Genomic DNA, 22,422 nt, shown 5'->3' with positions numbered 1-22,422 from the left:
CGGCCACATGGCCAATGTATTCGGCTTCGTCAGGCCTCGATCGGACGTCGGGAGAATTGCTGCTCGATTTCGTCGAGATAGCTCGTCTGTCCCGGCGTTGCCCTGCTGATGTGCAGCTTCGCCCGGATTTTCTCGTGCATCGTCGCGATTTCACTCACATGCTTCCGGGAGTCGAGGGCGTGGGTGACGCTGTTGGCATGGCGACGATGGACGTTCAGCGGCTCTGCCACATAAGCGATGCGAGCACCGGGCGCCGTGAGGCATTCGATATAGATGCGCCAATCGCCCGCCATCCGGAAGTTCTTCAGGTCGCTTTCGCAGCGATCCATGGCGGCCAGAAGCGCCGATCGTCGCCACACGACGCAACTGACGTTCATGATGAGGTTTTTGATCGCTAGAAAGCGATCGACGAACTCGCGGCCTTCGAACACCTCATCGACCGTGAGGGCTTTTGGCTCGACCGTCGCGTAATACCCCTTGTAGTCCGGGTAGACGGGCGCCCCGGTCATATCGATCGATTTGGAGTCGCTGAAGCCCATCACGATGGAGGGGTCGCTCTCCATCGCTCCGATCATCTGGGCCAGGAAAGTCATGTCCGAGAGATCGTCGGCCTCGGCGATCCAGAGATAGTCGCCGGTGGCATGTTCGGCGCCCTTGCGCCACTGTTTGAAGACGGAGCCGGAATTCTGCTCGTTGAGGATCAGCGTGAAGTCGCGCTCGTGCTCTTTGGCCGTGGCTTCGATGACCGCGACGCTCTCGTCGCGAGACGCGTCGTCGAGCACGACGACCTCGTGGACCGGATAGGTCTGCATGAAGATCGTCGCCAGACGCTCGGGCAGGCAATGGGCATAGTTGAAGTTTGGGACGATGACCGACACTTTCATGAGGCGCGGCAGCGCCATATGCATCAGATCCTCGACGTAATCCGCAAAGTCGAACTGGCTCGCGACGATCTCACGTGCCCGGTCCAACAAGCCGCGATCCGGCGCCTCGTTCAGCACGTCGGCAAGGTTCGTCGCCATGGCGGTGACGTCGGCATAGGGCGCGACGTAACCGATGCCATATTGCCGAAGGAAGTCCGGAATGCCGCCTGTGCCTTCAAAGGCGAAGACAGGAATATCGACGCTCATGGCTTCGAGCACGACGGTTGGGAAGGGATCCTCGCGTGAGGTCAGCACGAGGCCATCCGCGGCCGAAAAGAAACCTTCAACGTCGGCGCGATAGCCGGCCATGTGGAACGTGCCGGTCTTCTCCGCATCGGAGATCTCGACCGATAACCAGTCCCGCAAGCCCGGATCGATGCTCCCGACCCAGCAGAAGTGGATGTCGCAATCCGAGATCTGCAGCAGGCGCCAGACCTGGAGGAACAGGTCGAATCCCTTGCGAAGATCGCCATAACCCATGCCGAGAATCAGCCGGCTGCCGGGTGCCATGCCGAGCCCGTCGCGAAGAGCTTTGCCGAATCCATCATTCCGTTTCAGGGTCTTGTATGTGCCTTGCGGCCGGATCGCGAAACGGTTTGAAACGGGGACATTCAGCGCTTCGAGCAGCTTGTCTTGGATGTAGGCGCCTGCAAACACGACCTTGTCGGCCGACATCAACCCCGAGCGCGCTGACGGCATCAACCCCTTCTCGCGCAGGATACGGGGTAATTCGTGGACCAGGAGGATCGTGCGGAACCCGACCTCCACGGCCGAGGTGGCGGCATGTCCCGCGACGCTGGTGTTGGCGATGGCGGCACTGAAGCCACGCTCCTTCAACTCGGTGAGTTTCTGAACGAGCTTGTCTTTATCGGGGCAGAGCGTCGTGGGTGCAATCAGGCGGTATTCGGCTTCCAGCTTGCCGCCTTGCAGCAGGATGAATTCGACCTCGACCCCGAACGCCTGGCGGAGTGTTCGCCCGATATTCAGCATCAGCAATTGCGCACCGCTCGGGAAAGCGTCGTGCCCGATCAGCAGCAGTCGAGGACGCTTGGAGAATTGCGTGACGCCGGCTGCTGCCCGCGCGGTTGCATTCAGATAAGCGGAGCCGAAATGCAGGTCCGGTTCGAGATAGGCGCCTTCGCACCACTCGTTCCAGGCGTTCACGCAAACCAGTGGTTCACCGAAGAAGGGTTTGCGTTGAGCGGCGTCGATCAACTGCGAGAGCCAGAACTCGTAAAGGGTCGGCGTCGACCCGTGGATCACGAGCCCGGAGCCTTGGCGACGCGCGTCATTGTCCCAACTGGGAACAACCGTCTTGATCAGCGGGAAGTCCGACGGCGCCTCGTTCATCGAGACGCTCATGACGTCCTCATAGGCATAGACCCGGCCCGAGAACGTATCGTCGAGATAGTTGAGGCTCTTGTTGATCGGCGCCGTCAGCTTGGTCAGCTTATGCGGCGGAAACTCGATCGCGCCGTCGAGGCCGAATTTGCGGGGATCGAAATCGTCGAAGCTCTGGCTCATGACGATGATCGGATCTTCACCACCATTCTGGCGGAACAGGGTCCGCCACCGCTCGATCGCTGCCTTCGTGTCCGGGATGATGCTCGGACGGTAGATCATCAGCAACGGGCGGCCCTGCAGGCGGATGTAGCGCGGGTCCTTAAAGTGTCGGGTGTAGTCGGCGACGAGTTTGACGTCGTCATCCTCGCTATAACCCTGCGAGATAAGAACCTCGCCCTCGAGCCCATCCCAGCGGCGGGTCCAATCTTCGTTGGCCCACATCAGGCAGAACGGCATGTCGATGTCGGGCGTCGCGAGGAAATCCTCGAGCGGCTTTTCCATCAGACGCTTCGTGTTGAACCAATAATAGTAGAAGACGAAACCATAGATGCCGCCAGCCTTGGCCTGAGCCACATGCTTCCGCATCGTTTCCTTGTCGGCAAGCGAATAGAATCCGTTGTCGCGTGGCACGCGGGGCTGGAAATGGCCGTGGTAACGCGGCAGTCCTCGCGCGATGTTGGTCCATTCGGTGAAGCCCGTTCCCCACCATTTGTTGTTTTCGGGGAAGGCATGAAACTGGGTCAGATAATAGGCCAGCACTTTGCCCCGGCGCGGCACGCTCCCGGCAATGGGTCTCGCCTCCTCGAAAGCGGGGCCGGCCTTGGTGAAGCGCTTGACATTGGCCGGGATCGTCGCGTCGTCCTCGGACGCATGAGGCAGGAAGCCCGCGCCGCGGTTCTGCCGATAATGGACAAGCGGGTTTTGCTCGAATTTTCCGTCGAGATAGCGCTTGATGTAAAAATCCGTGTCGAAATTCGCCGACGGATTCCGGCTCTCGCGGTAGCCATAGTTGATATAGTGCTGAAACGGGTCGATGCCCGCCGCCGCAATATCGGGATAGGTTTTGAGGTAATAGACCGCGTCGAACTCGGCAACCGGGCTGAAGGGGCCGATCCGGTGCTGGATATAGTGGGATAATGCGTCGACCGCGTCCCCGAGCTTGTGGGTTTCGCGATACCATTGGGCATCGAACAGCGGACCGGGCAGAAGGCCTTGCTTGGCCCCAACCTCGATATAATGCTGCAGCGGATTGAGATCGGGCTGATCGGCGAGGTGGTGGTCGCGATACCACGCCGTGTCGAAAATGACATTGGGACGCCGATTTTCTCGAAAACCCCAGAGATAGAAATGCTCGGCGAGATCAATGCCGGCCTGGGCAATATCCCAATAGGTGTCGGAATAGAATTTGCCGTCGAACAGGCCGCTGCTTCGGATCGTCGAGAGAGGATCGGTCGGGTCGATGTCGTCTGTCGCCACGCTACGTTCAACCCCTTATTGGCTAGGCCAGTCGCAGCCCGGTCTGATGCGGCGATCACGCCGATCGCACTGATGATCGAGGATCGTCTGACGCATGGTCGCGCAGCAACGTATAACAACATCGCTACTGATCCAGATGCGCCGACGATTCTAAATCACATCTATTTCGATTTAAGCTTGGATCTATTTATCACTGATGGCAATCTCATGTAAATGGCTCGCATGGATTGTCTTTTCACATCGATTTAAAAGCTTCTCTACTTTCTCGTTGGCCTATCCGTCTTTAATTATCGCAAGCAATAGTTATGCCAACGCTACGTAACGCGCAGCGGAGCGATCATTGGGGCGACACGGATGCTCGGCCCAGCGAGTGATAGGTGAAGCCGGCATCCGCGACCCGATCCGGGGCGTAGATGTTGCGAAGATCGACCACGACGCGGCCGCGCATCAGCTTGGCGACACGCGCCCAATCGAGCGAACGGAATTCATTCCATTCCGTGATGAAGACGACGCCATCGGCGCCGTCGAGTGCATCGTAGGTGTCGCTGGCCCATTCGACATCGCCGATGACCTTGCGGGCTTCGTCCATGCCTTCGGGGTCGTAGACCCGGACGACCGCGCCTTTGCTGACCAGCGCCGGCACGATCGCAAGGCTCGGGCTGTCGCGCATATCATCCGTGTTGGGCTTGAAGGTGAGGCCGAGCACCGCCAGGCGCTTGCCCGTAAGGGATCCGCCCATCGCGCTTTCGACGCGATCGGCCATCTTGAGTTTGCGGGCGTCGTTGATGGCCGACACGGTCTCGACGATGGTGATCGGCGTTCCCGTTTCGCGCGCGGTGCGGATCAACGCCATGCAATCTTTCGGGAAGCAGGATCCGCCATAGCCGGGACCCGCATGCAGGAATTTCTTGCCGATGCGGCCGTCGAGGCCGATGCCGTTCGACACCTCCTGCACGTCCGCTCCAACGGCTTCGCAGAGGTCCGCGATCTCGTTGATGAACGTGATTTTCGTCGCGAGGAAACAGTTCGCGGCATATTTGATGAGCTCGGAGGTCTCGATCTTGGTGAATAGGACCGGCGTTTCGGACAGATAAAGCGGGCGGTAGAGTTCGCGCATCACCGCCCGGGCACGATCGGCATTCGACATGGTGCCGATCACGACGCGGTCGGGGCGCATGAAGTCGCTGATCGCCGAACCCTCGCGCAGGAATTCGGGGTTCGAGACCACGTCGAAGTCGCGCCCGAGCATGAGATCGGGTCGCGCCTTGGCGATGACGTCGGCGACCTGCCGCCCGGTGCCGACCGGCACGGTCGATTTTGTCACGATGACCGTATAGCCCGACAGCGCGTGGGCAATTTCCTCCGCGGCCGCAAACACATAGGACAGGTCGGCGTGTCCGTCGCCGCGTCGCGAGGGCGTGCCGACCGCGATGAAGACCGCGCCCGCACCCGCCACGGCGGGTTTCAGATCGCCGGAAAACGACAGGCGTCCCGCCCGAACGTTGTTGGCGACGAGGTCCGACAAGCCCGGCTCGAAGATCGGCATCTGGCCGCGCTTCAGATTCTCGATCTTCGTCGCATCCTTGTCGACGCAAACGACATTGGTGCCGAATTCCGAGAAACACGCTCCCGACACCAAACCGACGTAGCCTGTCCCGATCATCGCGATACGCATCAGGATCCTTTCCACATGGGGCATAAACCCGAAGCCGGCGCCCCCTCAGGCTTCGGTTGCGGCCTCATCGAGATCATCGAACCGTGAGCCGGTTCCGTCTCGATGCGGCTTTGCAGTCTGTCGCAACGCATGCTTGTCGTCGTCGCGGCAATGATCTCACCCGCGGCGACCCGTATGTCCACCATTCGCGCATGCAACACCCAGCGATCGCTGCATGCCGCGCCTCACCCAGCCAGACCCGTCGAACCCATCGCGATCCAGCCCCGATCGCCGACGGGCCGTTCGGCCCCGCCCATCATATCTCGACGCGCCCCACGAGAGAGGCATCGTCAACGCCCACACGATTGACCAAGATCGACGCTGCTCTAGAACGCGTTCATATCAGTCGTAAGACAAAAAGAGCTTAGCTGACGTAACGGAAACTAAGACGATCTGGCAAGTCCCCGAGTTGTGGGATTCTCCGACGGTGGACGCGATCGAACCATCGTCCGATTCGCGTGTCACATGGGCGCATCATCGGGTGTTGCTCGGATCGATCCAGCCTCGACCGTCAACCGCGTGATGGCGCCCGCATCTCCGAAGGCAACCGGGTCGGCTCCCGTCATGAAGACCTGCCCGCCGAGGGACCGAAGCGCGGCGAATAGCGCGCGCCGCCGGGAGGGATCGAAATGCGCCGCGATCTCGTCGAGCAGGATCATGGGCGCGATGCCGCTCAACGAGGCGACGAGCCGCGCCTGCGCCAGCACCAGCCCGACCACGAGTGCCTTCTGCTCACCTGTCGAGGCGCGGGCGGCCTCGACCGCCTTCGGGCCGTGGCGAACGAGAAGATCCGAGACATGCGGGCCGATACTGGTTCGCCCCGCGGCCATGTCGCGCGGTCGGCTGCTCCGCAGCATGTCTCGATAGAGGTCTTCGACCTCGACGGCCGGATGGCGCTCCAGCAAGGTCTCGACATCGCCCCGCAGCATCACGTCGGCCCAGGGAAAAGGGGAGGCGTCGTCCCGTGTCTCCGCGATCAGCGCGACCAGTCGAGCGACCGTTTCGGCCCGTGCGGCCGCGACCGCGACCCCGAGCCCGGCGACTTCGTGTTCGGCCGCCTCGGCCCAGGCGCGGTTCAAGGATCCGGCGCGTCCATCCTCAAGAATGCGATTGCGGTTGCGGAGCGCGCGATCGAGGGCATTGACGCGTGTCGCATGGTCGGCGTCGACCGTGAGCACGATCCGATCCAGAAAGCGGCGACGCTCCGTGGCCGGGCCGGCGAATAAACCATCCATCGCGGGCGTAAGCCAGACGACGCGCAGATGATCCGCGAAGGATTTCGCGGACGGTACGACGGCGCGATCGATCCGGCAGCGCCGGGCCGTCGACCCCTCGCTGGTTTCGATCCCGGTTCCGATTTGCCGCACCGACGCGCCATGATGATCGCTGTCGTCGAGCTCGATCGAGACGGCCCAATTACCGGAACCGCCGGCGCGCGCGAGATCGGCGGCGTCGGCCCGCCGCAAACCGCGGCCCGGCGTCAGCATCGACAACGCTTCGAGCAGATTGGTCTTTCCAGCGCCATTGTCGCCGGTCAGCAGAACCATCTGGCCGGTGACCCGGATATCGAGGGCCGCATAGGACCGAAAATCGGCGAGGATCAGCCGTCGGATCGTTGGGAAGCGGGTGGCCGCCCTCAAACCCGCATCGGCATCAGCACGTAGATGGCGGAAGCGCCCTCTCGATCCTGGACCAGCGTCGGCGAGCCTGAATCCGCCAGCTTCAGCAACGCCGTGTCGTTGTCGAGTTGCTCGGTGATGTCGAGCAGATAGCGCGCGTTGAAGCCGATATCGATTGGTGCGGCGTCGTAATCGACGTCGAGTTCCTCGGTGGCCGAGCCCGAATCCGGGTTGGTGACGCTCAGGATGAGCTTGCCATCGGCAATCGCCAGCTTCACGGCGCGTCCACGCTCCGACGAAATCGTCGAGACGCGGTCGACGGCCGCCGCGAACGGGCCCTTCTCGACCGTGAGAAACTTGTCGTTGCCGGTCGGGATCACACGGGCATAATCGGGGAAGGTCCCGTCGATCAGCTTGGTGGTCAGGATCACGCCACCGAACGTCAGGCGGATCTTGGTCGACGAGAGTTCGAGCATGACGTCGGCGGTCGGATCCTCGATCAGCTTCTGGATCTCGGAGACGGCTTTCCGGGGGATGATGATGCCCGGCATCTCGACCGAGCCCTCCGGGGCGGGGATCTCGACCCGCGCCAGTCGATGTCCGTCGGTCGACACCACCCGCATCACGGCGCGGCCTTCGACCTCCATCGTGTGCATGTAGATGCCGTTGAGGTAATAGCGCGTCTCCTCCGTCGAGATCGCGAATTGAGTCTTGTCGATCAACTGCTTGAGCTGGGCACCTACGAGCTTGAAGCTGTGCGTGAGTTCGCCGGCCGACAGATCCGGGAAATCGCTCTCGGGCAGACATTGCAACTGGAAGCGCGAGCGGCCGGAGCGAAGCACCAACTGGCTTGTGTCGCCGGTCATCTCCAGCGTGACCTGCGAGCCATCAGGCAGCTTCCGCACGATATCGTGCAGCGTATGGGCCGGCAGGGTGGTGGCGCCCGGCTGCCCCACATCGGCCGGAAGCGTCTCGGTGACTTCGAGATCGAGGTCGGTGGCTTTCAATTTCAGCGCACCCGCCTCGGCGCGGATCAGCACGTTCGACAGGATCGGGATTGTGGTCCGTCGTTCCACGACGCGATGGACGTGGCCGAGAGATTTCAACAAGGCCGCGCGTTCAAGAGTGACTTTCATGGCGGCTCACCGATCGCTTTAGACACATCGCCACAGCTTCGGCCAAAGCCGTCGCGGGGGCCGCGACTTTTGCCAAAGTTTGGGAATTACGCAAGCGGCAACGCCGACCCATCGGGTCGAAAGCGTGCCGATCATGCAGGTTCAGCCGATCAGACGCCGAATGCGGGACTGTTCGGTCGCATAAATCTGCGCTTCCGATTTCAGACTTTCGGCATCCTGGGTCGCGTCGGGAATATTCTTGAACCAGCGCATCGTCAGGTCACGGGCTTTGGGCGGGATTTCGTAGAGGTAGATATGACCGTGTTCCGTGTGCCAGACGACGATTTCGTCGTCGGTTGCACGCACCAGTTGAAAGCTCACGTCGGACCCTCGGATGTGTGAGCCGTTACTCTGGTGCCGAATTGAAGCGAGGATATGGAGACGCCGGCGCTTAGCCGACCATCCATTCATGGTCCGGGTCGTTGTAAAAACGCCAGATCCGCTGCGGGCCGGCCATCACGTTCAGGTAAAACAGGTCGTAGCCGTGGGCTGCCCCAACCGGATGATAGCCGCGGGGCACTAGCACGACGTCTCGGTCGCCGAACGCCATGGTCTCGTCGAGCGAGCGGTCGTCCGTATAGACCCGCTGCACGCCATAACCCTGTTTGGGGTTGAGGCGATGATAATAGGTCTCCTCCAAAAGGCTTTCGGCCGGCAAGGCGTCGCGGTCGTGCTTATGGGGCGGATAGCTCGACCAATTGCCGCTTGGCGTCATGACCTCCACCACCAGCAGGCTTTCGGCGATCGGACTGCTGTCGGGAAGGATATTGCGGACATGTCGGGTGTTGCTGCCCTTGCCGCGCGTTTCCTGTCCGACCTTGTCGGGGCCGATCAGGACGGGCGGGCGGCCGCCGGAGGAGGGGGCGGCACAGACCGCCAGCTCGCACGGCCCTTCTGCCACGACCTGCCACTGCGACCCGGCCGGGACATAGACCGACCACGGTAAGCCCTCGAAGACGGAGTGGCGCTCGCCGATCGTGCCGATGTCTTTGTCGCCGGCCGTGATGGTGGCGCGACCGGACAGGATCACAAGGCAGACTTCGGTGCTGCCGGTCTCGCGACGGAGCGCCGATCCCGCCGCCAGATCGTAGACCTCGAAGCCGACATAGGTCCAGCCAGCACTCTTTGGCGTCACGGCATGGATGCGGCCATCCCGGTCGGGCGCCGAGGGGTGAACCAAAAGGGGCGATTGCGACATGACTCGGTTCTCGTTTGCGGAATGTCCAGGCGGCTTAAGCCAAGCCGGCCTCATGCAGCGCGGCCTTGAGATGGGCCACGCCCTTTTTCGCATAGGCGAGCGGATTGGCTTTGTTCGGGTCCTGTTCGGCTTCGACCACGACCCAGCCCGAATAGCCCGAAAGCGCCTCGAAGACGGCGACATAGTCGACGCAGCCATCGCCGGGCACCGTATAGATCCCAAGGTCGTCGCCCTTGCCGAGGATCGCGTCGAGGAAGCTCCAGTCCTCTGCCTCGACACGGGTCCGCACGGTGGGTCGCACGTCCTTGCAATGAACGTGAGAGATGCGCGACCTGTATCGCTTGGCCAAGGCAGCCGGATCGGCGCCGCCCCAGGTCGCATGCCCGGTATCGAGCAGCAGATTCACCGGAAGCGTCGTGGCGGCCATGAAGGCATCGATGTCGGCCTCGGACTGGACGATCGTTCCCATGTGATGGTGGTAGCAGAGCCGGAAACCCTCGGCCGCGAGGCGCTCGGCAAAGTCCGTCATGCGGGTCCCGTAAGTCGCCCAGGCTCCCGCTTCCATGATGGGCCGGTTCGACAGCGGCATGTCACGCCGGCCGTGGATCGCGTTCGAGGTTTCTGCCACGATGAAGACGTCCGTCCCCATCGCCTTCAGCAGGTCTCGATGCGGTTTGGCGCGTGCGAACTCCTCCTCGGCCGAGCGCTCGAGCAACTCCACCGAGTGCCAGCCCCCGATGCACGCCATGTCGAATGGCGCGAGAGCGGCCTTCAGGGCATCGGGGGTCCGCGGGAATTTGTTGCCGAGCTCCATACCGACGAAGCCGGCCTCCCGGGCTTCGGCGAGACACGTCTCGAGCGGAATGTCTCCGCCGATCTCCAGGAGATCGTCGTTCGACCAGCCGATCGGGTTGGCGCCAATACGAAGTGACATGAGACGAAGGTCCTTCTCGGTTGACCGTCAGATCGCGAGACGCTGGTGGGTGCGGTGGCGCGCGTAAGTGTCGTGGGCCTCTTCGACCTCGCGCCGTTGAGAGACTTGCGGCACCGCCACATCCCACCATGCGCCGCCCGCATCCGTGCTTGGGGCGGCGTCGGTGTCGATCACGATCACCTGTGTCCGCGATCCGCTGCGGGCTCTGTGCAGAGCCGTCTCGAGATCCGCGATGCCCGAGACTTTCACGGCCTCGGCCCCCAGACTGCGAGCATGCGCGGCAAAATCGAGGAGCGGGAGCGTGACGTGTTTGGAATCCGCCAGAAGGTTGTTGAACGCCGCGCCGCCGGTCGCCTTCTGCAGCCGGTTGATGCACCCAAAACCGCCATTGTCGAGCAGCACCAGCGTCAGCTTCAGCCCGAGCATGACCGAGGTGGCGATCTCGGAATTCATCATCAGGTATGAGCCGTCGCCGAGCAGGACGAACACCTCCCGATCGGGCTGGGCAAGCTTGACGCCGAGCCCGCCCGCGATCTCATAGCCCATGCAGGAAAACCCATAATCGACATGGTAGCCGAGCGGCTGACTCGATTTCCACAATTTGTGCAGTTCGCCCGGCAATCCCCCGGCGGCACAGACCACGATGTCGGACGCGACGGCGCATCGCTGAACCGCGCCGATGACTTGCGCGTCGGACGGCATCTCGACATTGCTCGGGTCAGTATAGCGGCCGGCCGTCTCGACCCAATGTCGCTTCTCGGACGCTGCCTTGCTGGTCCAATCCTGGGGCGCGCGATAGGTGCCGATCGCGACCCGGAGCGCCTCGAGACCGACCAATGCATCGGCCACCAGCGGCGTCGCGCCGTATTTGCCCGCGTCGAATGCTTGGACGTTCAGCGTCACGAGGCGGCAATCCGGGTTGGCGAAGAGAGCCGATGAGCCCGTCGTGAAATCGGCGAGACGTGTGCCGATCGCCAGCACCAGATCGGCCTCCACCGCCATGGCATTGGCGGCGGCGGTGCCGGTGACCCCGACGGCCCCGAGGCTTGCGGCATGGTCATGCGGCAATGCGGACTTGCCGGCTTGCGTTTCGACCACCGGAATGCCGAGCGTCTCGGCAAACGAGGCAAGTGCCGCCTCGGCTCCCGAATAAAGAACGCCGCCGCCCGCCACGATCAGCGGCTTGCGGGCCGCTTTCAGCAGGTCGACCGCCTGCCGCAGCTCATCGCGGTCGGGTTCGGGACGGCGGATGCGGCGCAAGCGCTCGTCGAAGAAGCTCACGGGGTAATCATAGGCTTCGGCTTGGACGTCCTGACAGAACGCCAGGGTCACGGGGCCGCATTCGGCCGGGTCGGTCAGCACCGAAAGCGCACGTTCGAGCGCCGGCATGATCTGCTCGGGGCGGGTGATGCGGTCGAAATACCGAGAGACGGGGCGGAAGCAATCATTCGCCGAGACCGTGCCGTCGCCGAAATCCTCGATCTGCTGCAGCACCGGATCGGGCCGACGATTCGCGAAGACGTCGCCCGGCAGAAGCAGGATCGGCAGCCGATTGACATGCGCCAGGGCGGCGGCCGTCACCATATTGGTGGCGCCGGGGCCGATCGACGTCGTGCAGGCCATCATGCGCCGCCGCCGAGTCGCTTTGGCGAAGGCAATCGCGCTATGGGCCATCGCCTGCTCGTTATGGGCCCGGTAGGTCGGGAGCGTCTCGCTTGCGGCCTGCAATGCTTCGCCCATGCCGGCGACATTGCCATGACCGAAGATCGCCCAGATGCCAGCGAAGAGCGGCACGCGCGCTCCATCGACCTCGGTTTGCTGCTGGCCGAGATACCGCACGAGTGCCTGTGCGGCGGTCAATCTGACGGTCGACATGGCGCTCTCCCTCCCCTCGGCTTGTATCGGATCAATTCGGCCGGATGGCCAGCCATGCGTCGACGAGCCGCTCGAATCGACCCGCCATTCTGGCCGTGACCTCGGCATCGTCGATCTGCCCGGCAAACCAAGCGCGGGCGGGCTCGCCGAAGATCGTGCGGCCGACCGCGAATCCCTTGACCATGTCGCATGCCCCGGCGAGCCGGAAGGCAGCCAACAACTCATCTTCCGGCGCATCCAAGCCGAGCAGCATGACGCCGCGCGCATAAGGATCGTTGGCCTTGATCGTGGTGGCGATCGCCTCCCAAGCCGCCGCGCTCGGCTGGCTTTCGAGCTTCCACCAATCGGGCTTGATGCCGAGCCCGTAGAGTCGAGCGATGACGCTCGCAACGGTCGTGTCGGTCAGCGTGCCGTGCTTGCCCGCGATGATCTCGATCAGCAGCTCATGGTTGCCTTTGCGGGCCGCATCGGAAAGCCGCAGCAATTCGCGATCCTGGCGCGCCGTCAACGCAGCGGGATCGTCGGGATGGGTGAAGCAGAGGCATTTGATGGTATGGGCGAGCGGCCATTCGTTCAGCATCGCGCCGAGCGAGCCATCGCCCTCGAAATCGAGCGGCCGCGATCCTGGCCGCTCCACCGGCCGCCCGATCCAAAGCGGGTGGCCTGCGGCTCGAAACAAGGCGTCTTGTCCGTGTTGGCCATCGAGCAACATGCCGAAGCCGTCGCGGCCGTCTGCCACCGCTACGGTCGCGTCAACGGCCAACACCTTGAGGGCTGCGATCCGCTGGCGCGAGGCGCCGGCCTCGTCGGCCATGGCTTCGAGTTGCATGCGATGATCGATCGCGAAAGCCATGATCCGCTTGGGATGGGCGTGGCGCGGCGTGAGCGCATCGCGTGTCGTCGCCCAATGAATGTGGTTGAGTCCCGCATCGCGCCGCAGCTGCGGAGACGTGACGCCCTGACGCAAAAATTGGGTCAGCTCGGTGAAGGTCGGATATTCGACCGAACAGAGCAGCCGCGAGACCGCGAAGGCCCCGCAGGCATTGGCATAGGCGCATGTCGTCTCGAGGGGTTCGCCCCGCAGGTAGCCCCGCAGGAAACCGGACATGAACGCGTCGCCGGCGCCGAGCACGTTCAGCACCTCGACCGGGAAGCCAGGCCCTTTGATGCCGTCCTCGATCGAGGCTGGGATGGCCGCATCGAAGACGACGCAACCCATGGGGCCGCGCTTGCAGACGATAAGCGCCGCGCTCACGGCTCGGATCGCCCGGATCGCGTCGAGCGGATCGTCCGCGCCGCCGGCGATCATCAGTTCTTCTTCGGTTCCGACGATCACGTCGCAGTCGGGCAGCACCGGCGCCAGAAGCGCCGTGACCCCACGCGATTTGATGTAGCGTTCCTCGCCGGCCCCGTGGCCCGCAAGACCCCAGAGGTTCGGGCGGTAATCGACATCGAAGATCACCTTGCGACCATGGCGGCGGGCGATCCCGATCGCTTTGGTTTGCGCCTCGGCGGCCTTGCGATGAGCGAAATGCGTCCCCGTGACCACGATCGCGGCCGCACTGGCGATGTAGGCGTCGTCGATATCGGTGTCGTCGAGCGCGGCATCGGCGCAATTGTCGCGATAGAAGATCAGCGGGAACGTCTTCTGATCGCGGACGCCCAGGATCACAAGAGCTGTCAGCCGCTCCGCATCGGTATGGACGCCATCGACATCGACCCCCTCGCGGGCCAACTGCTCGCGGATGAACCGGCCCATATGCTCGTCACCGACGCGCGTCACAAGACCGCTCTTCAGCCCGAGCCGCGCGGTCCCGATCGCGATATTGGTCGGGCAGCCGCCGACCGCCTTCGAGAAGCTCGCCATATCCTCCAAGCGCCCACCGATCTGCGCGCCGTAGAGATCAACGGAGGACCGGCCGATCGCGATTAGATCGAGGGTCGGATGAGCGGACGACATGGTTCGATCCTCGGACATCGGCGGACGCGCTGGTCAGTCTTCGCGGGCGAGTGGCGCATCGGCCGCGCCCGTGACGGTCTGATCGAAGTCGATGTTCGATCCGGTCATCAGGCCCGACTGGCTCGAGGCGAGATAGACGCAGGCGCGTGCCACCTCGTCGGGATCGATCAGCCGGCCGAACGGTCTCGTCTTCATGGCGGCTTCCAGCCAGCCGTCGGCGGCGCCGTGATAGGTCTTCATGGTCGCATCCTCACCCGGCGTTGCCATCCAGCCGATGTTGAGGCCGTTGACGCGGATGCGGTAGTTGAGCAGGGCATGAGCAGTGTTGCGGGTCAGCGCCGCGAGCGCGGCCTTGGAGGCCGAATAGGCCGCGATGAAGGCCTGGCCGCCATGTGCCGCCATTGATTGGATATTGACGATCGATCCCTCGATCCGCTCGCGTCGCATGAGCAGAACGGCGTCCTGCATCAAGAAAAAGGGGCCGCGCACGTTGGTGGCGAACATGCGGTCGAAGCCCTCTTCGGTGGTGTCAAAGATATTGCCCCGGTCGGTGATGCCACCCGCATTGACGAGGATGTCGAGCCGTCCAAATTCGGCATCGGCGCGCGCCACGGCCGCGCGACAATCTGCAACCGACGACAAGTCGGTCCGAACGAAGATGGTCCGACAACCGTCACGGTTCAGAGCCGCAGCAATCGCAGCCCCATTGGTGGTGTTGCGTCCGCAGAGGACGAGGCCCGACGCTCCGGTGGCGGCGAATCGCTCTGCGACAGCTTTGCCAAGCCCCTGCGTTGCGCCGGTTATCAGCGCGACCTTGCCGGCCAGTGGCTCATGGCTCGGCGCGGCGGTTCTTGCGAAAGCTGGATTGGCGTTGTGGCTCATCACGGCCTCCCAATGACCCCTCTTGCAGGGCGTTCATCTCAAAATATGAAACAATAATTCCGTTCTGGCGTCAATTCAGAATATGCGTTCTTCTTTCAATTGTGTAATTTGACGGCTTGAGCCGCGAGGTTTTGCTTGTCCTTGGCGTCGACCACAGCAAGCGATCGGGAGCATCACGAGATGGTAAGATTTGGACTGATCGGGGCAGGGCGCATTGGGCGCATTCACGGTGGCAATGTCGCGACACGATCTGACGCGCGGCTTGTGGCCATCGCGGATGCGGACGCGGCCAGCGCCACAGCGCTCGCCCAGCAGACCGGCGCGGAGGTTCGTGCTGCCGACGCCATCCTGACCGCCTCCGACATCGACGCGGTGCTGATTTGCGCCCCGACCGATCTCCACGCCGACTTGATCGAGAAAGCCGCGCGTGCCGGCAAGGCGATCTTCTGCGAGAAGCCGGTCGATCTCAGCTCAGATCGCATTCGCGCCTGCCTCGATGTCGTCGCACAGGCCGCGGTGCCGCTGATGATCGGTTTCAATCGCCGCTTCGACCCAAACTTCGCGACCCTCAAGGCGCGGCTCGATCACGGCCTCGCCGGCGATATCGAGATCGTCACCATCATCTCGCGCGACCCATCTCCGCCGCCGGTCAGCTACATCGCCCGGTCCGGCGGCCTGTTCCGCGACATGATGATCCATGATTTCGACATGGCGCGCTTCCTGCTCGGCGAAGAGCCAATCGCCGTCACGGCTGCCGGAAGCGCGCTCGTCGATCCCGCGATCGGGGAGGCCGGCGATGTCGATACGGCGGCCGTTCTGCTCGAGACAGGGTCCGGCAAGATCGCGCAGATCTCGAATTCACGTCGCGCCACCTACGGCTATGATCAGCGGGTCGAGGTGCATGGCTCGAAGGGCATGCTCCGCGCCGGCAACATTCACGAAACGACCGTGGATTTCGCGAGCGCGGCGGGCTTCAACGCCGATCCGGTGCAGAACTTTTTCCTCGAACGCTATGCGAGCGCCTATCGGCTTGAACTCGACGCTTTCGTCAAAGCCGTCACGTCCGGAACGGCGCCGACACCGTCCGGACAGGACGGACTGCGGGCACAGATGCTGAGCGATGCCGCGACTCAATCCGCACAGGAGAAGCGCCGCATCGAGATCACGGCTTAAGCGCCGAGCTCCTATGCCGCAGTGCCGTATGGATTTGTGCGATGCGGCAGGCTAAGGGTGCGGCGAACCGGAACCGCTGCCCGTGCTGTCTCTGCCGCTTCTCGCCCTCGCCATTGCGTCCTTCGGAATCGGCACCACCGAATTCGTCATCATGGGCCTCTTGCCCGATGTGGCCCATAGCCTCGGTGTCTCCGTTCCGCAGGCGGGGTTGCTCGTGTCCGGCTATGCGATGGGGGTTGCGGTGGGGGCGCCGATCGTGGCCGTCGCGACCGCGCGCTTCCCCCGTAAATCGGCTCTTCTGGCCCTGATGGCCATCTTCATCATCGGCAATATCGCCTGCGCTCTGGCCCCGACCTACACGAGCTTGATGGTCGCTCGAGTGCTGACGGCCTTCGCCCATGGGTCTTTCTTCGGGATCGGTGCCGTCGTGGCGCGGGACCTCGCGCCGCGCAACAAGCGGACTCAGGCGGTGGCCTTGCTGATCGGCGGCTTGACGCTAGCCAACATGCTCGGCGTTCCACTCGGCACGGCACTCGGCCAGGTCGCCGGATGGCGCGCCGCCTTCTGGGCCGTGACCGGCATCGGTGTGATTGCGGCCGGTGCGATCGCGATTTTCGTACCCTCGGGCCTTGCCGGCGCGCGTAACGGCCTCGGGTCCGAATTTCGAGCGCTCGCGCAATGGCGCGTGCTGATGCCCATGTTGATCAGCGCCACCTCGTCCGTGAGCCTGTTCGCGGTCTTCACCTATATCACGCCGCTGCTGGAGACCGTCAGCGGCCTCACCCCGGGTCAGGTGACGTTCGCGCTGCTGCTGTTCGGATTCGGCTTGACGGCCGGAAATATCATCGGCGGTCCGTTCGCCGACCGCAATTTGACCGGAACCGTGAAGACGATTCTCTGCTGCATCATCGCGGTTCTGGTGATTTTCGCGTTCACGTGCCACGCCGCCATTCCGGCTGTGCTGACCATGATGGTGTGGGGCGCCCTCGCGTTCGCACTCGGGGCACCGCTTCAAATCTGGGTCGTCGAAGCGGCCTCGGATGCGCCGAACCTCGCTTCGATCCTGAACCAGGGGGCGTTCAACTTCGGTAACGCAATCGGTGCGGCGGTAGGCGGCTTCGCGATCAACGCCGGGGTCCATTACGCGCAATTGCCGTGGCTTGGGGCAGGGGTCGCGGTCGTGGCGCTGGCTTTGACGCTCATGGCCCAGAGCGGCGCCAAGCAGATGATGGCGCAACGCCCGGCTGAGTGATGCCGGAAAGCTCCAACCGTCGTCAGAGCAATTCTCTGACCGCGAGGATGACGGCGTAGAGGAAGCTGGCGCTCAGCGCGGCGCCGATCACTCCGGCCAGCAGGCCGGATGCGACCAGAACGCCGTCACGCTCAGACTGACCCAGCCCCATCAGGCAAACCCCAAGGCCGAAGGGCACCTGACCAATGAGCGGGGCCGCCGTGAGCATGCCGAGCGCCATGACGATCAACATCGCGCCGGTGAGAATCGCCCCCGTTCGCGCGCCGAAAATGTGCAGCCGCGGTTTCGACCAACGCTCGAGCGTGTTGACGACCGGCAACGCGCGGCGGATCGCCTTACCGAGATCGGCCTGCTTGATCGAGCGTCCCATCAGCGAGTTCGGGAGCCAGGGAGCCGGCCGCCGGATCGCGATCTGCACAGCGATGAGGATCAGCAGCAGCGCCGATATGGATGGGATCGGGGGCGGCATCGGTAGGCAATTCGGCAGACCGAGCAGCACGATCAGAATCGCGAACGATCGGTCGCTCAAGGCACCGAAGATCGTCCTGATCGTGATCCGCTCCCCAGGCTCGTCGGCGAGACTGCTCAGCACCTGGGACATGCGCATGGAAACGGGTTTGCCTTTCGTGAAGCGGCTCTTCTTTAGCGGTCGTGATCGCACAAGCCAAGCGTGTGTCTGGACGAGACCGAGCTAGCGCGCCGTTCCGGTCCGCTCGCTCACATAGGCCAGCACGGCCGCATCTGTGAAATCCTTCGCCATGATCTCGACCCCGACGGCGGTCAGATCGCTCGCGTCGACGGAGGTCAGCAGACCCACGACGCCAAGGCCAGCCGCAACCGCCGAGGTGGCGCCGGAGGGCGAATCCTCGAACGCGACCGACGAGGCCGCTGCTCCGCCGAGCAACGCGAGGGCCGTCAGATAAGGCAGCGGATGCGGTTTCGCGTCGGCGAGTTCAGGTCCGATCACTAAGACGTCGAAGCGGGTGTCGAGCCCGAGCGACTTCAGCACCAGTTCGGCGTTGGCGCGCGGCGCATTGGTGACGACCGCGCAGGGGATGGCGTGTCGCTCGGCCCAGGCCAGCAAGTCGAGCAGCCCCGGCGCCGGCTCGATCTCACCGAGCAGGGCGCGATAGGCCGCCTCTTTGCTCTCCATGATGGCGTGGTGACGATCAACCGGAACATGCGGCAGAAAAGCGGCCGCAATGGCCGGATTGGCCTTGCCGATGATCGTTTTGCGATAGGTCTCCCAATCGACGCTCACGCCATGCGGCGCGAAGGTGTTTTGAAACGCTTTGAAATGGACGTGGTCGGTTTCGACGATCGTCCCGTCGAGATCGAAGAGCAAGGTTGCGGTCATGGATTGGATATCGAGCCGTCGTTGGAGACGCGAAGCGCCGAGCTATCGGACCCCGTCTCTACACGGTCGCGGCAAAACATAAAACGCCCGGAGCCGCAGTGCTGCCCAGCTTCTCCTAGGGCCGCCGGAGCACCGCGTAAACCGCGTAACCTCGAAACGGAGTGGCATGACTGAGCACGAGATTGCGCGCCGTCGCGACCTCGTGGAGACGAGCCGGCAACTGAACACGCGGCTCGACATGGAACCAGCCGAGCCAGCCCGTCAGCGCCGCGCGGAACCAGGCCGGGAGATCGCTGCCGTCGCCGAAATCGACGATGTGAAGCGATCCGCGCGCCGCGAGGTGGTGCGTCGCTTGATCGAGCACCGCCCTCCAGGGTGGAATCATCGACAGCGCATAGGAAATGACGATGCGATCGAAGCCGTCCCGTCCGAACAAGACATGGGGGTTGAAGGCGGTCGCGTCGGCCTGTCGCAGCACGATGCGCTCGCTCAAGCCGGCCCGGGCGACCGCGTTTTCCGCCGTCGCCAGCATCTCGGCCGAGACGTCGAGACCATAACATCGGGCGGTGGGATAAGCGCGCGCGATCGCGATCAGGTTGCGTCCTGTGCCACAGCCGACTTCCAGGATATGGGCGCCGGGCGGAGGGGCGAGGTCGGCGATCAGTCCGTCGCGTCCCAGCAAATAGAATTTCCGGCTGGCATCGTAGATGTGCCGCTGCCAGCGATACATCCGATCCATCAAACTTGCGGCGTCGCTCACGCGACGGTCGCAAGCGTGTAGAGATGGAAGGCGCCATAGATCGACGAGCGATCGCGCGCCCCGAGGCTTCGGCTTCGCTCCTCATCATAGGTCCAGGCATTGAGGATGGGCGCCGGCACCCGGCCCGGCAGGCAACGCTCGTCCGCCGCGGTGCGAAAGATCACGCGAGCCCCAGGCTTCGCGGTTCGCGTGATCTCGGTCCAGAGGGCGGTTAATTGGGCGTCTGTCATCCAGTCCTGTGCGTCAAGAAGCACGTAGCAATCGAGGCTGCGCGCCGGCTTCGTCTCGAGGAACGCCGTCATCGATTGCTGACGGTAGGTGACCCGATCGCTTCGATCGCGGATGGCTGCGAAATTGTCGCGTTGCAGATAGGGCGGGAGCGACGCGTCGGGCGCTTGATCATAGCGCCGACCGAAGGCCTGCCAGGCAAAATAGTTTGTTTTGATGTCGAACCCGCAGGCCAATCGCTCCAGCCGCTGGCGCAGGACGGCCGCGATGCCGCCCGGTAGATCGTTCGACAAGGCGCTATATTGCGCCGGCGGAATGCCCAAGCCATAGAGCGAGGCGGGCTGCCGGATCAACCAGCGCACGAACCCCTTGTCGAGCACCGGCGCGAGATGCCGATCGTAGAGCGAGCGCTGCGCCGTCAAGCTGTCGGCCTGCAACATGGCACGCGGATCGCAGCCATAGAGGCGAGCCAGCAGATGGCCTGCTCCGATGAAGCGGCCCAACAGACCGCGACGATAGAAGTTGCCCGAAAAGCCGTCGATGCGCCGTCGACCGCTGACGCCGCGTGCATTCCAATAGGCCCGCGACAACGAATCGAGATGCGGTTGAATGTCCTGGTCATAGGCCGCCACATTGGCGCGCGAGGCCGCCCGTCCAAAAAAAGCGAAGAAGGCGGCATGGTCAGGCAGGTGCTGCGCCGCGCAGAGCTTCAAGCGGCCGAGTGCCACATGGGCCGCGTTGAGATCGACCGCGCTGATCGAGGCCGGGTTCGCGGTCAGATAGGAAAGGACGTTGCAGCTCCCGGACGCGATGGCGACGATGTGGTCGTCGGGGCCGATCTCGAGGGCAGCCATATCGACTATCGGATCTTCCCAAATCTGCGGATAGACGAGGCCGCTGAACGCCAAGGTGAACAAGCGTTCGAGCAGGCCCGCCCGCGACAAGGCACGATTGCTGTGAACCGCCGATTCGAGATTTGCAGTCGTCTCGCGGCGCATCGCGCGAACTGATTCCGACATGGGTTCACCTAAAAATGAGATGCTGCGTTGCGCGGCGGTAGTCGGTTTGTGTGACCAAGGCGTGACCGCGATGCCGGGACGCCTTTGGTTTGGTGCCCACCCTCATTGCGGCTAAGGACTGCAGGACGCCGCGACGCGCGGCGCGTTCTTGCAAACGAGGTTGGGATTGACGGTCGCATCTGGTCATACGGCACCTGCTGCCGTCGCGCCCCTGCTGCAGAAGATCGAGGATCGGTCCTGCCTGATCGGCATCATAGGGCTCGGCTATGTCGGCCTTCCCTTGGCGCTCGCAGCCGCGAAGGCCGAATTTCGCGTCCTCGGTTTTGACATCAACGGCCCGCGGGTGGCGCAACTCAACCGCGGTGAGAGCTTCGTCAAACATATCCCGACCGAGGCGATCAACACGGCGGCGCGCGATGGACGTTTCGTGGCCACGGATGATTTCGCCCGGCTGGACGAACCCGACGCTATTCTGATCTGCGTCCCGACGCCGCTGACGCGTCAGCGCGAGCCCGATATGTCCTTCATCGACAAAACCGCCGAGGCCATCGCGACTCGCCTGCGACCGGGGCAATTGATCGTCCTCGAATCGACCACTTGGCCGGGCACGACGCGCGAGCGTGTGAAGCCGATCCTCGAAGCAGGCGGGCTTCGCTCGGGCGTCGATTTCTTTCTGGCGTTTTCGCCCGAGCGAGAAGATCCCGGCAACGCCGATTATCAGACCTCGACGATCCCGAAGGTTGTCGGAGGCGAGGGGCCGGATGCGCTGGCGCTCGCCGATGCGCTTTATAGCCGCCTCGTGGTCCGTACCGTTCCGGTCGCCTCCAGCGCGACGGCCGAGGCCGTCAAGCTGACCGAGAACATCTTTCGCTCGGTCAATATCGCGCTCGTCAACGAATTAAAGGTCATCTACGAGCCGATGGGCATCGACATCTGGGACGTGATCGACGCCGCCAAGACCAAGCCTTTCGGCTTCATGCCGTTCTACCCCGGCCCGGGCCTCGGCGGCCATTGCGTCCCGATCGACCCCTTCTACCTGGCATGGAAAGCGCGTGAATTCGAGACGCCGACGCGATTCATCGAACTTGCGGGCGAGATCAACACGGCGATGCCGCATTACGTCATCGAGCGGCTGGCCCGCGCGCTGGACAATCATGCGAGCCGGGGGCTGAAGGGCGCCCGCATCCTGGTCATGGGTGTCGCCTATAAGAAGAATATCGAGGATACGCGCGAAAGCCCCTCGTTACGCCTGATGGAACTGATCGAAGAGCGGGGCGCCGTCGCCGACTTCCACGACTCTCACGTCCCGGTGATCCCGGTGATCCGCGAGCACCCGCGCTTCACGGGACGGATGTCGGTCGATCTGACCGCAAAGGCCGTCGCGGCCTATGATGCCGTGCTGATCTCGACCGACCATGACGATGTGGATTACGCGGCGCTGGTGGCGCAGGCCCGGCTCGTGATCGACACCCGCAACGCCTGCGCGCGAGCCGGTATCGTGGCGGACCACGTCTTCAAGGCGTAGTCGGCTCC

17 protein-coding genes are annotated in these 22,422 nt (G+C 63.4%); 3 read left to right on the top strand and 14 right to left on the bottom strand.

Annotated elements, in window-relative coordinates:
- Positions 1 to 29: 29 nt before the first annotated feature.
- From EY713_RS19475 to EY713_RS19430, 10 genes are all read right to left on the bottom strand, one after another.
- Positions 30 to 3,743 carry a glycoside hydrolase family 99-like domain-containing protein gene (locus tag EY713_RS19475; protein ID WP_131118332.1) on the bottom strand — a complete coding sequence of 1,238 codons (3,714 nt, stop codon included), beginning with the start codon at positions 3,741 to 3,743 and terminating at the stop codon, positions 30 to 32.
- Between the two features lie 337 nt (positions 3,744 to 4,080).
- Positions 4,081 to 5,418: a UDP-glucose dehydrogenase family protein gene (locus EY713_RS19470; protein WP_131118330.1), complete on the bottom strand. Its 1,338-nt coding sequence runs from the start codon at positions 5,416 to 5,418 to the stop codon at positions 4,081 to 4,083.
- A 500-nt stretch (positions 5,419 to 5,918) separates the two neighbouring features.
- Positions 5,919 to 7,097, bottom strand: coding sequence for a DNA replication/repair protein RecF (recF, locus tag EY713_RS19465; protein ID WP_131118327.1), 1,179 nt, complete (start codon positions 7,095 to 7,097; stop codon positions 5,919 to 5,921).
- A complete protein-coding gene (gene dnaN, locus EY713_RS19460) occupies positions 7,094 to 8,212 on the bottom strand; it encodes a DNA polymerase III subunit beta (RefSeq protein ID WP_131118325.1) in 1,119 nt (372 codons plus the stop codon). Before dnaN ends, recF begins: the two co-directional genes overlap by 4 nt.
- A 141-nt stretch (positions 8,213 to 8,353) precedes the next feature.
- The gene (locus EY713_RS19455) at positions 8,354 to 8,572 is read right to left on the bottom strand and encodes a hypothetical protein (RefSeq protein WP_131118323.1); all 219 of its coding nucleotides are present in this window, start codon (positions 8,570 to 8,572) and stop codon (positions 8,354 to 8,356) included.
- A gap of 70 nt (positions 8,573 to 8,642) precedes the next feature.
- Positions 8,643 to 9,449 (bottom strand): 5-deoxy-glucuronate isomerase, encoded by an 807-nt coding sequence (gene iolB, locus EY713_RS19450; RefSeq protein ID WP_131118321.1) that lies wholly within the window; start codon positions 9,447 to 9,449, stop codon positions 8,643 to 8,645.
- A gap of 34 nt (positions 9,450 to 9,483) precedes the next feature.
- Positions 9,484 to 10,383 carry a myo-inosose-2 dehydratase gene (iolE, locus tag EY713_RS19445; protein ID WP_131118319.1) on the bottom strand — a complete coding sequence of 300 codons (900 nt, stop codon included), beginning with the start codon at positions 10,381 to 10,383 and terminating at the stop codon, positions 9,484 to 9,486.
- Positions 10,384 to 10,410: 27 nt separating this feature from the next.
- Positions 10,411 to 12,258 carry a 3D-(3,5/4)-trihydroxycyclohexane-1,2-dione acylhydrolase (decyclizing) gene (iolD, locus tag EY713_RS19440; protein ID WP_131118316.1) on the bottom strand — a complete coding sequence of 616 codons (1,848 nt, stop codon included), beginning with the start codon at positions 12,256 to 12,258 and terminating at the stop codon, positions 10,411 to 10,413.
- Positions 12,259 to 12,289: 31 nt separating this feature from the next.
- Positions 12,290 to 14,236, bottom strand: a complete 1,947-nt coding sequence (locus tag EY713_RS19435) for a bifunctional 5-dehydro-2-deoxygluconokinase/5-dehydro-2-deoxyphosphogluconate aldolase (protein ID WP_425374323.1) — start codon at positions 14,234 to 14,236, stop codon at positions 12,290 to 12,292.
- A 15-nt stretch (positions 14,237 to 14,251) separates the two neighbouring features.
- Positions 14,252 to 15,100, bottom strand: coding sequence for an SDR family oxidoreductase (locus tag EY713_RS19430; protein WP_131118312.1), 849 nt, complete (start codon positions 15,098 to 15,100; stop codon positions 14,252 to 14,254).
- Positions 15,101 to 15,280: 180 nt separating this feature from the next.
- On the opposite strand from EY713_RS19430, the gene iolG reads away from it, so the two are divergent.
- Together iolG and EY713_RS19420 are read left to right on the top strand one after the other, a co-directional pair.
- A complete protein-coding gene (gene iolG / locus EY713_RS19425; RefSeq protein ID WP_131118310.1) occupies positions 15,281 to 16,273 on the top strand; it encodes an inositol 2-dehydrogenase in 993 nt (330 codons plus the stop codon).
- Between the two features lie 82 nt (positions 16,274 to 16,355).
- On the top strand, positions 16,356 to 17,525 hold the full coding sequence (locus EY713_RS19420; protein ID WP_131118308.1) for an MFS transporter: 1,170 nt from the start codon (positions 16,356 to 16,358) through the stop codon (positions 17,523 to 17,525).
- A gap of 22 nt (positions 17,526 to 17,547) precedes the next feature.
- On the opposite strand, the gene EY713_RS19415 is transcribed toward EY713_RS19420, so the two are convergent.
- The 4 genes from EY713_RS19415 to EY713_RS19400 form a co-directional block, all read right to left on the bottom strand.
- The gene (locus EY713_RS19415) at positions 17,548 to 18,132 is read right to left on the bottom strand and encodes an exopolysaccharide biosynthesis protein (RefSeq protein ID WP_227400984.1); all 585 of its coding nucleotides are present in this window, start codon (positions 18,130 to 18,132) and stop codon (positions 17,548 to 17,550) included.
- 84 nt (positions 18,133 to 18,216) lie between these two features.
- Complete coding sequence (locus tag EY713_RS19410; protein WP_131118306.1) at positions 18,217 to 18,882, bottom strand: HAD family hydrolase; 666 nt, start codon at positions 18,880 to 18,882, stop codon at positions 18,217 to 18,219.
- 115 nt (positions 18,883 to 18,997) lie between these two features.
- Complete coding sequence (locus tag EY713_RS19405) at positions 18,998 to 19,642, bottom strand: class I SAM-dependent methyltransferase (protein ID WP_342635960.1); 645 nt, start codon at positions 19,640 to 19,642, stop codon at positions 18,998 to 19,000.
- Positions 19,639 to 20,889, bottom strand: coding sequence for a BtaA family protein (locus EY713_RS19400; RefSeq protein ID WP_131118303.1), 1,251 nt, complete (start codon positions 20,887 to 20,889; stop codon positions 19,639 to 19,641). The genes EY713_RS19405 and EY713_RS19400 overlap by 4 nt, the downstream gene beginning before the upstream one ends.
- A gap of 160 nt (positions 20,890 to 21,049) precedes the next feature.
- Between EY713_RS19400 and EY713_RS19395 the strand changes: the two genes are divergently transcribed.
- Positions 21,050 to 22,414 (top strand): nucleotide sugar dehydrogenase, encoded by a 1,365-nt coding sequence (locus EY713_RS19395; RefSeq protein ID WP_425374373.1) that lies wholly within the window; start codon positions 21,050 to 21,052, stop codon positions 22,412 to 22,414.
- Positions 22,415 to 22,422: the final 8 nt, after the last annotated feature.

It is taken from the genome of Lichenihabitans psoromatis, assembly GCF_004323635.1.
GTDB lineage: Bacteria > Pseudomonadota > Alphaproteobacteria > Rhizobiales > Beijerinckiaceae > Lichenihabitans > Lichenihabitans psoromatis.
This window is presented reverse-complemented; position numbering and strand designations above follow the sequence as displayed.